The sequence below is a fragment of the Faecalimonas nexilis genome (assembly GCF_059731825.1).
Window position 1 is genome coordinate 1,259,039 of record NZ_AP029189.1, and the last position, 12,125, is coordinate 1,271,163.

A 12,125-nucleotide genomic window follows, 5' to 3' on the forward strand; every position below is an offset into this window, starting at 1 on the left:
TGTTCGCTCTAAAATTGTCAACAGGAAGTTTCCGCACGATGGCAGTGGCGCAGGGAGAGGAATTGTGCCGTAGTTATCGAGAGACGAGTGGGAGCAACACGGTTGTTTTGAGATTTGACCACCTCTACGGGGAACCAAAGAAAGAACGACAGGAAGAGAATCCTTGTTTTCAGATGATGCTGGAGGCGCTAAAGACCGGCAAGATTTCTGCGAACAGTCGAAATGTATTTTCTCTTTTGTATATGAGTGATGCAGTAGAGTTTACATACCAGATTATCAAAGCGGAGAATCTATTACATGCGACTTACAACATTGCATCAGGAGAAAGCATTACACAGATGGAACTGGCAAGACAGATTCAAAAGTATGCGGGGACGGGAATGGAACTGGTGGACAATACGGTGGGAGAGGGATATCGCCGGGTATTAAGTACCGAGCGTTATAAATGCGAATTTCCACACAAAGTGTTTGTTCCAAGTGAAGAAGGTGTAAAAAGAACAGTCAAATACATGAAGAAACATAGCAGGAGATTTCTGAAGAAGGAAGATGCCGGGGGAAGTATTGGCAGCCGCACGTGGAAAATGATAAAAAACATTGTACGTTTGCTCATCCCGTATCTGGAAAACCTGTTTTGCTTTGGAGTGTTTTTTATGCTGAATAACAGGGCTGTTTCCAGTGCGTATTACAATAAATTAGACTTTTATCTGTTATATGTGCTTTTGTTTGCAATCGTATATGGGCAGCAACAGGCGATTTTTTCAGCGCTGCTTGCCGTGGTTGGATATTGTTTCCGACAGATGTATGACCGAAGTGGATTTGAAGTCCTGATGGATTACGGTACGTATGTCTGGATGGCTCAGCTGTTTATACTCGGAATGGTTGTTGGATATATGCGGGATCAAATCCGCTACATAAAAGAGAAGGACAAAGAAGAAATTGGTTATCTGAACGGGCAGCTTGGAGATATGATCGATATCAATGAGAGAAATGTGCGAATGAAGCATATGTTTGAACGCCAGATTGTGAATCAGAAAGACAGCCTTGGGAAAATTTATGCGATTGTGTCAGAACTTGATCAATATGGTCCGGAGGAGGTGCTTTTCTATGCGGCGCATGTGCTGTCACATTTGATGGATACGCCCGATGCTGCAATTTATACTGTAGTAAATGGAGACTATGCGCGTCTGTTTTCTTTCACATCTGATACTGCAAAGAAGATGGGAAATTCCATTAAGTACACAGATATGAAAGAACTGTATGGAGAACTGAAGGAACGCCGCGTGTATATCAATCGGACAATGGACAACAGGTATTCCTTGATGGCGGTCGGGGTATATGCGGAAGAACAGATGCAGATTATTATGATGCTGTGGGGGATTCCATGGGAACGGATGAATCTGGCAGAATCGAACCGATTGATGATTATCGGTTCTCTTGTGCAAAATGCCGCAGTTCGTGCAAGTCGTTATCTGGAAGCGCTGCATGAAAACCGATATGTGGCAGATACAAATATTTTAGAGCAGGAAGCTTTTGAAAGACTTGTGAATGCGTTTTTCGATGCAAAGGGTAAAGGATGGACAGAATGTTCTCTTTTAAAGATAGAAGATGCAGCGCGAACGTATGAGGACACCGCGCATGCCTTCAGTTCGCTGCTTCGCCAGACCGATTATCTGGGCGTGCTGCAAGATGGGCTATATGTACTGCTTCCAAATACCAGCGAGGAAAATGCAAAATGGGTTATCGCAAGATTCCAAGAGCAGGGATGTAACTGTGAACTGAGGAATAGGGAGGTGACGGGATGATGGACAGAGAGGAAATGTTGTTTTGCGTAATATGGGGATTAAATTTTTTGATCTCGATCTTGTGTTTTTTGTGGAAAGCAAAGGAAAACAAAACGACATGGAGAATGCGGCTTGCCGTTATGGTGCTCTGCCCGGTTATAGGACCACTGTTCTTTGCGTGCAGTCAGCTTGTCTATCGAACGATTTTTCGGCAGGAGGTAGATTTGGAAGATGTGATTTTCAGTAAAGAGCGCATTAAGACGCATCTGAAAGCAGATGAAGAGCGTGAACGCAACATGGTACCGATTGAGGAGGCGCTGGCGGTCAGTGATAGAAAAAATCTTCGTATGTTGATGATGAATGTGATTCGCGGAGATTTAAAAGATTCTTTGGAGTCAATCATGTTGGCTTTTATGTGATGACGTCCAGAGCAGAAGGGCTTCCGATGGTTCTTCTGGAGGCGGCAGGATACAAAGTGCCGAGTATTAGCTTTGACATTCAGACCGGACCAGCAGAGATTATCGAAGATGGGAAAACCGGATTTTTGATTCCGCCGTTTGACTTAGAGCAGATGGAAGAAAAGATAGAACTGCTCATTCAAAAAGATGCTTTGCGCAAAAAGTTTGCACAGCAGGCGGAAAAGAGCAGACAAAAATTTGCACTAGACAAAATCGTGGCACAGTGGGAACGATTGTTAGAAGAAATTATATAAAAAAGGGACTTGCATATCTGTCTCACTTTTTGCACTTTCTCTATTGATTTCACATGAAATTAGGAATACAATCGATTGTAAAAGGGAGATGAAGTGGAACACAAAAAAGGAAGGTGATGATGGTGCATCAAGTGGATATGGAACGGTTTGCATTTTTATTTTTATGTGGAAATAGGGACAGGCGCATCTTGCAGGGAAAAGAAAAAATGACATTTTCGGATCTTGACAGATTGAACTATATTACTGATTTTTTGGGACTAAAGCTTTACGGGCTGGAGATTTGGAACAAATATGCCGGACAGTTCAGGGAGCAGTTTCAACAGTTGCAGCGATTGTATGATGAGACAAGCAGCATTGTACCTTATGATCCATCGGAAACAGATGAAGATCAGCAGGAACAGTGGGTGAAAGATTTTTGCAGACAGGTACCGGATAGGAAAAGCCGGAGAAAATTGGAAGAAATTGTAAAACAACTTTATATGGAAAGAGGTTGGGAAGGATTGCAAAGCGATATATGAAGTCGAAAGAAAAAATCAATAAAGATTATAATGTTTTTAGAACTCTCCGGTTTCACTGGGGAGTTTTTTGTAGTATAATAAAAACAAATTTAGGACAAGAAGGTGAAGTTTGTGAAGGGACAAAAGAAGAATCCATTATATAAGAGTTTTGGATATGCTTTTGAAGGAATTTTTACCGGAATCAAAAAAGAACGAAATATGAAGATTCATTGTCTGACAATGCTATGTGTTGTTGCGGCAGGATTTGTGTTTCGAATTTCAGTTTCTGAATGGTGTATCTGTCTGATTCTGTTTGGAATGATTCTGTCACTGGAACTTGTCAATACGGCGATGGAAGCGGTGGTAGATCTTGTCACAGAAGAGAGAAGGCCGCTTGCAAAGCTTGCGAAAGATACAGCGGCGGGGGCAGTTTTGATTGCGGCAATTATGGCAGCAGGAGTGGGACTTTTGATTTTTGTCCCGAAAGTGTTAGAACTTATATAAACAAAGAATTTCATGGCAAAATGAAAGGAGACAGAATGATGGAAGGATTTGGAGAAAGCGTAAAAAAACTATTGTTGGCAGGAATCGGTGCGGCAGCAACAACTGCGGAAAAATCAAAAGAGTTATTGGATGATATGGTAGAAAAAGGAGAATTAACGGTAGAGCAGGGGAAAGCATTGAATGAGGAACTGAAGCACAATATCAAAAAGACGGTCAAAGAGAATGTGAATGTGTCAGTGAAACCGACTTCTCCGGAAGAACTGGACGAACTATTGGAAAAGATGACGCCGGAACAGATCGAAGCGTTGAAGGAGAGACTGAATGCTATGGAAGGAGAACAATCTGAGACTGAGCAGCAACCGGATGAAGAGCTCTAGACAGAATAGGAAGATGTGACAGATGGGCAGACAGGAATCGCAGGAATACAAAGAAAGATTGAAAGAGATGACAGGGGTACTCCGAAAGCATAATATTACCAGAGGAGTATCCCCGGAGAAGCTACGTCTGATTTTGGAAGATTTGGGACCGACGTTTATCAAATTAGGACAGATTATGTCGATGCATTCTGATATTTTGCCAAAGCGGTATTGTGATGAGCTGATGCGTCTTCGCTCTGAGGTGGCGCCGATGTCGTTTTCGGAGGTGGAGGAAGTATTGCGGGAGGCGTACGGCTGTCCATGGAAAGAGATTTTTAAAAAGATTGAAGAATTACCACTTGGCTCAGCCTCTATCGCACAAGTGCATAAAGCAGTCTTGAGAGATGGAGAGGAAGTTGTTGTAAAGATACAGCGAAAAGGGATCTACGATAAGATGGCAAGAGATATCGGACTTTTGCATCGTGCGGTAAAGTTACTTCCGCCAGTCAGCTTAAAGGGTATGGTTGATCTTGACATGGTACTTGATGAACTGTGGGCAGTTACAAGAGAAGAGATGAATTTTCTGACAGAGGCATCTAACCTGGAGGAGTTTGCAAGAAGAAATAAAGATATTGTGTTTGTTGGAGCACCCAAGATGTACCATGAGTACACGAACCGCTATGTGCTGGTGATGGAATATATTGACGGATATGCCGTCGATGATAAAGAAAATCTTCTGAGAGACGGATATGATTTAGAAGAGGTAGGTATCAAGCTGATTGACAACTATATCAAGCAGGTGATGGATGACGGATTTTTTCATGCGGATCCACACCCCGGCAATGTAAAGATTCGGGGCGGAAAGATTATCTGGATTGACATGGGGATGATGGGGCGTCTCACAGAACGTGATCGAGAACTGATTGGAAATGCGGTAGAAGGAATTGCTATGAGTGATATCGGAATGATTCAGGATGCGGTGATGGCGCTTGGAGATTTTAAGGAGCCACCGGATCAAAGCTGCCTGTATGAAGGAATCAGCAATTTGCTCTCACAGTATGGTACTGCCGATATGGGGAGCATTGATATTGCCAAAGTGACGATGAGTCTCATGGAAGTGATGAAGGAAAATAAGATTATCATGCCGCATGGACTGACGATGCTTGCAAGGGGACTGACCCATATGGAAGGGGTGCTTGCTGATATTGCGCCGGAATTGAACATGGTGGAGATAGCCTCCAGACATATGGCGGGAAAGATGCTGAAGGAAAAAGACTGGAAGCAGGAATTAAAAAACAGCGGTAAGACAATTTACAGATCGTTTCATAAAGCAATCAATATTCCGTCACTGATCTCTGATATTTTACAGGGATACCTGAAGGGGCAGACAAAGATTAATCTGGATCTGCATGCATCGATGGAGTTGGAGAGACTGCTGCGAAGACTTGTGAGAAATGTTGTGATGGGACTTTGGGTGATGGCGCTGTTGATCAGTTCCAGCATTATCTGTACAACGAACATGAAACCTAAGATTTGGGGGATTCCGGCACTGGGAGCATTTGGTTATCTGATTGCGTTTGCCATTGTGATGTATGTGTTTTTAAAACATATTTTTTCGAGAAAATAGGAAGGATTTGCACAGAATCGATAAAAATTCATGTGTAAATCCTTCTTTTTTGTAAAAGCATGTGTCTTGTCACCTGTAAAATACAGTGCTATAATAATGGAAGTTTACATAAGGAGAAGAAAAGCATGGATATGATTGATGAAATTAAGAAATGGAAAAAAGAAAAAAATGCAGTGATTCTTGCACATTATTATGTGAATCCAGAAGTACAGCAGATAGCAGATTACATTGGAGATTCTTTTTATCTGAGCAAAGTAGCGGTTGGATTAAAAGAGCAGACCATTGTGTTTTGCGGGGTGGCGTTTATGGGAGAAAGTGCGAAGATACTTAATCCGGATAAGACCGTGCTGATGCCGGACAAGTCAGCAGATTGTGCGATGGCACATATGGCAGATGCACAGACCATTCAGAAAATGCGTGATACATATGAAGATTTGGCGGTTGTATGTTATATTAATTCGACAGCGGAATTAAAACGTCACTCGGATGTGTGTGTGACATCGGCGAATGCGGTGCAGATCGTGAAAGCATTGCCGAACAAGCACATTTTCTTTATTCCTGATAAAAACCTGGCAAGATATGTGGCCCAACAAGTGACGGAAAAGGAGTTTGTATTCAATCAGGGATATTGTCCGGTGCATGAACACATGAAGCTTAGAGAGGTGAAGCGGGTAAAAGAATTGCATCCGGAGGCGGAAATATTGACACATCCAGAATGTCCGGAAGCAATCTGCGAGATTTCCGACTACATCGGCAGCACATCGGGAATCATTTCGTATGTCACTCAAAGCCCCAAAAAAGAATTTATTATCTGTACGGAAAATGGAGTGCGCTATGAATTAGAGATGAGAAACCCGGATAAACAATTTTATTTTACAGAGACTGAGCCTGTCTGCATGGACATGAAGAAGATCACATTGGAAAAGGTATTGCATGTATTAAAGACAGGGGAAAATGAAGTGCACGTGACAGAGAAAGTAAGAGAAGAATCGGGAAAAGCATTGGAGAGGATGTTGGAGCTTGCAAAATAACCGTGTTTGCAGTGAAGGAGGAAATATGGATATCAATACAGATGTCGTCATAGTCGGAACAGGAGTGGCAGGACTTTTCAGTGCGCTGAATCTGCCGGCGGAAAAAAAGATTGTGATGATTACAAAATCAGATGTAGAGAGCAGTGACTCTTTTCTTGCACAGGGGGGAATCTGTGTACAGCGAGATGAGGATGACTATGAAAGCTATTTTGAAGATACTATGAAAGCGGGACATTATGAGAACCGAAAAGAGTCGGTCGATATTATGATTCGTAACTCCCGTCAGGTGATTGGAGATCTTGTGGGATATGGAGTGGAATTTGAACAGGAAAATGGGGAGTTTTTATATACAAGAGAAGGTGCGCACTCTGCGCCACGTATTTTATTCCATGAGGATGTGACCGGAAAAGAGATTACAAGCAAACTTTTGGAGCGAGTGAAAGAACTTGAGAATGTGTCGATTTTTGAGTATACTACGATGACGGATATTTTGGAAGAAGAAGGACGATGTGCAGGAATTGTTGCTGAAAATGAGGAAGGAATCATTTATCTCCATGCAAAGGACACGATTTTAGCAAGCGGAGGAATCGGCGGAACTTACAAGCATTCTACTAATTTTGCTCATCTGACAGGAGATGCGCTTCGAATTGCAAAAGAGCATGGAATTCGCCTGGAGCATTTGGATTACGTGCAGATTCATCCGACAACACTGTATTCGAAAAAACCGGGAAGACGATTTCTGATATCAGAGTCAGTGCGTGGGGAAGGAGCAGTGTTATATAACAAAGAAGGAAAGCGTTTTGTAGATGAACTTCTTCCGAGAGACGTTGTGACTAAGGCAATTCAGGAGCAGATGGAGAAAGATCATACAGAGTTCGTGTGGTTGTCGATGGAGCATATTTCAGAGGAGACGATACGAAAACATTTCCCACATATTTATCAACAATGTCTGGAAGAAGGATACGACGCCACGAAAGAGTGGGTTCCGGTTGTACCGGCACAGCACTATTTTATGGGTGGCATCTGGGTGGATTCTGACAGCCTGACATCGATGGAGCATCTGTATGCAGCAGGCGAGACAAGCTGTAACGGAGTGCACGGCGCCAATCGTCTGGCAAGTAACTCGCTGTTGGAAAGCCTTGTATTTGCGAAACGTGCAGCAAAAAAAATTGGAGCAAACCGATAAGAAAGGAAATAGAAGGATGAATAAAATTACGATGGATCTTCAAGTGGATCATTTGATTTTGGAGGCGTTGAGAGAAGATATCTCCAGCGAAGATGTGACAACGAATGCCGTGATGAAAGAAGCGGTCACAGGAGAGGTAGAATTGATTTGTAAGCAGGATGGAGTGATTGCCGGATTAGATGTGTTTGAACGGGTGTTCCGTCTTTTGGATGCGAATACAAAGGTGGAATTATATTGTAAAGACGGGGATCAGGTGAAGAATGGAGAACTGATGGGAAAAGTGGTTGGCGATATCCGTGTACTTTTATCAGGAGAGCGAGTGGCGTTGAATTATCTGCAGAGAATGAGCGGAATCGCAACATACACACGCTCCGTTGCAGAGCTTTTAAAGGGAACCGGTACAAAGCTTTTAGATACGAGAAAGACGACGCCGAATATGCGTATTTTTGAAAAATATGCGGTGCGTGCGGGAGGCGGTTACAATCATCGCTATAATCTGTCAGACGGTGTCCTTTTAAAAGATAATCATATCGGGGCAGCCGGAAGTGTGGCGAATGCAGTGCGCATGGCAAAAGAATATGCGCCGTTTGTGCGAAAGATTGAAGTGGAAGTAGAAACGCTGGAGATGGTAAAAGAAGCTGTGGATGCGGGAGCAGATATTATTATGCTTGACAATATGTCCACAGAGGAGATGGCGGAGGCAATCCGTATCATTGACGGGAGAGCTGAGACAGAATGTTCCGGAAATGTGACAAAAGAAAATATTGCCCGCCTGACGTCACTTGGGGTAGACTATATTTCCAGCGGAGCATTGACACACTCTGCACCAATTTTAGATATTTCCTTAAAGAACCTTCATGTAGTATAATAGAACCAGTGATGCAAAAACAGGAGGTGAAGGTTTGTGAATGGTTCGCAGAGAAGAGAGCAGATTGTTCGTCAGATACAGGAGAGTAAGGAACCTGTGTCAGGAAAAAAGCTGGCGGAACTTTATGGTGTGAGCCGGCAGGTGATCGTGCAGGATATTGCGCTGATCCGCACAGCAGGTTATGATATTATCTCAACGAACAGAGGATATATACTGAATACGCAAAAAGCAATCAGCCGTGTGTTTAAGGTGCAGCATACTGATGAGCAGACGGAGGAGGAGTTGTATGAGATTGTGGATTTGGGAGGATGCGTGGAAAATGTGATGGTAAACCACAGAGTATACGGTCATATGGAAGCGCCGCTTGGCATACACTCAAGAAGAAAAGCGGCAGCATTTATAGAAGACATCAAAAGTGGAAAATCAAGTCCACTGAAAAATATTACTTCAAACTATCATTACCATACAGTGAGTGCGGAGAGTGAAGAAATATTAGATGAGATAGAAGAAATGCTCAGAGCAAAAGGTTTTTTGATAGAGGCTGTCTAGAAACAGGGAGGGGAGAACAATTTGGAGTTCTCCTATCCCTTTTTTAATTTACAGCTGATCTGGAGGATATAATCTTCCTCCTTTTTTTCGGTGAGCGTGTCAATCAGAACATCTTCGTAAAATATACCAGTCAGCTCTAAGGCGTTTTCAGATGCATATTGCAGCATTTTTTCATAGGTCGTATGGATGGTCTCGTAGCCTCCACAGTGAAATGCACGAAGATAGTGTCCGGATTCCCGGACACAAAGCGGAACATTCTCTGGCCTATGGTCTAAAAGCAGATAGAAATCGGTATACTCTTCTGTCGTTAAATCGAACGAAGAAAGGTCGCGGATTCCCCCGACTCCGTAAGGACTTTGAATCTGATGTTCATTGCCGTAAAGAATGAGGTCTCGGATCGTTTTTGCAATTTCTTTGTCGTGCAGGGAATGCACAGGTGTGGTAAGCATATATTTTGCCGGAAAATGAATAACAGAAATATCGTCCAATGCAGATGCAGATACATTGTGAAGCAGCGTAAGTTCTTCTTGAATCCAACGCTCCATCTGCTGCATCGCCTGGATTTTTTCACGGATAAGTGTCTGCTCTTTGGTGAGCAGCTCAATGAAAAGCGATGTTGTCCGGTTGTCCAGATATGATTTGATCTCAGACAGCGGCATATCAAGTTCCTTTAATAAGGTGATGATTTCCAAAAGCTCCAGCTGTGAGATGGAGTAGTAGCGATATTGATTTTCGGGGAGTTTGATTTCCGGTGATAAAAGCCCGATTTTATCATAGTGAAACAATGTGTGCTTGGAGACACCTGCAAGTTTTGCAAATTCTCCGGTTGTCAGATAGGCATCTCGATTCGATTTTAATTTTTTCTCCAATTTTTGTAAAACCTCCCTTGACTATCGTGTTACCCTATAGTTTATGATAGGGTACAGATTGGAAAAAATCAATATACAATTGGAGGATGAGATGAAATATGACGAATTCAATAGCGCAGAAATTTAATGTGTTTTCATTGCTGAAGTTTGCATTCCCGACGATGGTGATGATGGTATTTATGTCTTTATATACGATTGTAGACGGAATTTTTGTATCCAGACTTGTCGGGAGCAATGCGTTGTCCGCGGTCAATATCGTTTATCCGGTCATCAATCTGATGTTTGCATGCGGGATTATGCTATCAACAGGTGGGAGCGCCATTGTCGCACGTCAGATTGGTGAGAAAAAAGAAAGTGAGGCAAGGGAAAATTTTTCTTTGATCGCATTGGTGAGCTTTCTGGTAGGAGTGGTGATTTTAGCGGTCGGGATACTGTTTTTGGAACCGCTTTGCAATGTGCTTGGAGCGACACCTCTGATTCTTTCAGACTGTAAACGATATTTGGGTGTTCTTTTACTGTTTGGACCGCTGACGATGATGCAGATGTTTTTTCAGGTATTTTTTGTGACTGCGGGAAAGCCGACACTCGGATTGGTTTTAACGATTACAGGCGGAGTTACCAATGTCATTTTAGATTATCTGTTTATGGGACCTATGGGAATGGGCGTGATTGGAGCGGCTCTTGCAACCGGAATTGGACAGACGATCATGGCGGTTGTTGGAATTGTGTACTTTTTCGTGATCAAAAAGGGGCTTTATTTTGTACGACCGGTATTTCGCAGAACAGTATTGCTGGAAAGCTGTGGAAATGGCTCTTCGGAGATGGTGAGCAATCTTTCAATGGCGATTGTAACCTTTTTATTTAACCTGACGATGCTGCGTCTCCTCGGGGAAGACGGTGTGGCAGCAATTACGATCGTGCTGTACGGTCAGTTTTTGTTCACATCAATGTATCTGGGATTTTCAATGGGAGTGGCTCCGGTGTTCAGTTTTAATTACGGGGACAAAAATTATGACCAGCTGAAGCGAATTTATAAAATCTGCATGTACTTCATCACGGTATCTTCTATTGTGATTCTTGTGATGGCGCTTGTTTTTGCAGAGCCGATAGTAGGAATCTTCAGTGGAAGAGATTCAAGGACATATGAAATTGCAGCAGATGGATTTTTCTTGTTTTCTTTTAATTATATATTTGCGGGAATCAATATTTTTGCATCTGCGATGTTTACTGCATTTGGTGATGGGAAAAGATCTGCGATCATCTCGTTTTGCAGGACGTTTATTTTCATCGTGGTGAGTATCCTTGTACTGCCATTGGTGATGGGGGTGACGGGTGTTTGGCTGTCTGTTCCGCTGGCGGAATTTGTGACGCTGTTCATATCTGTCGGCTACTTTAAAAGTCAGCACAAAAAATACCATTATGCATAGAAAAAGACGGGTATCCCCGTCTTTTTCTACTCTGTCATATAAGAACCAACGATCTCATTGACAAGCTTTCCGTCTGCTTTTCCTTTTACTTTCGGCATCAGTTCTTTCATGATCCGTCCTTTATCTTTGGCTGTCGGAGCAGTGATTCCAAGCTCGCTCAAAACGCTTTCCACAACTGCTTTGATCTCGTCGGCATCCATCATCTTCGGAGCAAATGTCTCCAGCACTGCAAGTCGTCTTTTGCACTCTTCAATCATATCTGTGCGGTCAGAAGGCGTCATCTCCAACGATTCTTTTGTCTGTTTGATCTCCTTTAAGATGACCTGAACCTCTTCTTCTTCAGTCAAATCAGCTCTTTTATCGATGGCTTTGTTCTTTAACGCAGCAAGTAAAAGAGAAAGTGTATCTTTTGTGTCTTTATCTTTTGCTTTCATTGCATCGACCATTGCTTTTCTTACTTCATCTGTTTTACTCATTTTCATGTCCTCCTGATTATTCCTATTCTATGAACGATTCCATTCAATCTGAATGTATATATTTTAGCATAATAAAGTATGGTATTCAATGAAAAATATGTAATATGAAAATACTTGACAAAACAAATGAGTTAGTTTAAACTAACGTGGAAATGTGCTGTGACCACACAGAAAATGATTTTGGCAGTGATCAGGCACATTTTATTTTAACTACGAGTTAGTTTGAGCTAACTTTAAAAAGG

14 protein-coding genes are annotated in these 12,125 nt (G+C 42.4%); 12 read left to right on the forward strand and 2 right to left on the reverse strand.

Translation table 11 applies throughout. The features are described 5' to 3' along the window. Positions 1 to 38 precede the first annotated feature (38 nt). From AC6I5B_RS06245 to AC6I5B_RS06295, 11 genes are all read left to right on the forward strand, one after another. Positions 39 to 1,802 carry an NAD-dependent epimerase/dehydratase family protein gene (locus tag AC6I5B_RS06245; RefSeq protein WP_497773668.1) on the forward strand — a complete coding sequence of 588 codons (1,764 nt, stop codon included), beginning with the start codon at positions 39 to 41 and terminating at the stop codon, positions 1,800 to 1,802. Continuing rightward, complete coding sequence (locus AC6I5B_RS06250; RefSeq protein WP_004614133.1) at positions 1,799 to 2,200, forward strand: hypothetical protein; 402 nt, start codon at positions 1,799 to 1,801, stop codon at positions 2,198 to 2,200. Before AC6I5B_RS06245 ends, AC6I5B_RS06250 begins: the two co-directional genes overlap by 4 nt. Next, on the forward strand, positions 2,200 to 2,493 hold the full coding sequence (locus AC6I5B_RS06255) for a glycosyltransferase (RefSeq protein ID WP_004614132.1): 294 nt from the start codon (positions 2,200 to 2,202) through the stop codon (positions 2,491 to 2,493). Before AC6I5B_RS06250 ends, AC6I5B_RS06255 begins: the two co-directional genes overlap by 1 nt. Positions 2,494 to 2,609: 116 nt before the next feature. Beyond that, on the forward strand, positions 2,610 to 3,011 hold the full coding sequence (locus AC6I5B_RS06260; RefSeq protein WP_004614131.1) for a hypothetical protein: 402 nt from the start codon (positions 2,610 to 2,612) through the stop codon (positions 3,009 to 3,011). Between the two features lie 111 nt (positions 3,012 to 3,122). Next, the gene (locus AC6I5B_RS06265) at positions 3,123 to 3,494 is read left to right on the forward strand and encodes a diacylglycerol kinase family protein (RefSeq protein WP_022250798.1); all 372 of its coding nucleotides are present in this window, start codon (positions 3,123 to 3,125) and stop codon (positions 3,492 to 3,494) included. Between the two features lie 38 nt (positions 3,495 to 3,532). Next, entirely contained in the window at positions 3,533 to 3,871 is a 339-nt protein-coding gene (locus AC6I5B_RS06270) for a hypothetical protein (protein ID WP_044987793.1), read from the forward strand. Between the two features lie 22 nt (positions 3,872 to 3,893). Continuing rightward, positions 3,894 to 5,477 (forward strand): ABC1 kinase family protein, encoded by a 1,584-nt coding sequence (locus AC6I5B_RS06275; RefSeq protein WP_004614128.1) that lies wholly within the window; start codon positions 3,894 to 3,896, stop codon positions 5,475 to 5,477. Between the two features lie 125 nt (positions 5,478 to 5,602). Further along, the gene (nadA, locus tag AC6I5B_RS06280; protein WP_044987791.1) at positions 5,603 to 6,508 is read left to right on the forward strand and encodes a quinolinate synthase NadA; all 906 of its coding nucleotides are present in this window, start codon (positions 5,603 to 5,605) and stop codon (positions 6,506 to 6,508) included. A 25-nt stretch (positions 6,509 to 6,533) separates the two neighbouring features. Continuing rightward, positions 6,534 to 7,694, forward strand: coding sequence for an L-aspartate oxidase (locus tag AC6I5B_RS06285; RefSeq protein WP_118208669.1), 1,161 nt, complete (start codon positions 6,534 to 6,536; stop codon positions 7,692 to 7,694). 16 nt (positions 7,695 to 7,710) lie between these two features. Further along, positions 7,711 to 8,562 carry a carboxylating nicotinate-nucleotide diphosphorylase gene (gene nadC / locus AC6I5B_RS06290; RefSeq protein ID WP_022250803.1) on the forward strand — a complete coding sequence of 284 codons (852 nt, stop codon included), beginning with the start codon at positions 7,711 to 7,713 and terminating at the stop codon, positions 8,560 to 8,562. A gap of 36 nt (positions 8,563 to 8,598) precedes the next feature. Then, positions 8,599 to 9,111 (forward strand): transcription repressor NadR, encoded by a 513-nt coding sequence (locus AC6I5B_RS06295; RefSeq protein WP_004614124.1) that lies wholly within the window; start codon positions 8,599 to 8,601, stop codon positions 9,109 to 9,111. Positions 9,112 to 9,143: 32 nt separating this feature from the next. Here the strand turns inward: AC6I5B_RS06295 and AC6I5B_RS06300 are convergent, their stop codons facing one another. Continuing rightward, the gene (locus tag AC6I5B_RS06300; RefSeq protein ID WP_004614123.1) at positions 9,144 to 9,980 is read right to left on the reverse strand and encodes a MerR family transcriptional regulator; all 837 of its coding nucleotides are present in this window, start codon (positions 9,978 to 9,980) and stop codon (positions 9,144 to 9,146) included. Between the two features lie 98 nt (positions 9,981 to 10,078). On the opposite strand from AC6I5B_RS06300, the gene AC6I5B_RS06305 reads away from it, so the two are divergent. After that, a complete protein-coding gene (locus AC6I5B_RS06305) occupies positions 10,079 to 11,407 on the forward strand; it encodes an MATE family efflux transporter (protein WP_004614120.1) in 1,329 nt (442 codons plus the stop codon). A gap of 26 nt (positions 11,408 to 11,433) precedes the next feature. Here the strand turns inward: AC6I5B_RS06305 and AC6I5B_RS06310 are convergent, their stop codons facing one another. Further along, positions 11,434 to 11,883 (reverse strand): GatB/YqeY domain-containing protein, encoded by a 450-nt coding sequence (locus AC6I5B_RS06310; protein WP_044987789.1) that lies wholly within the window; start codon positions 11,881 to 11,883, stop codon positions 11,434 to 11,436. Positions 11,884 to 12,125: the final 242 nt, after the last annotated feature.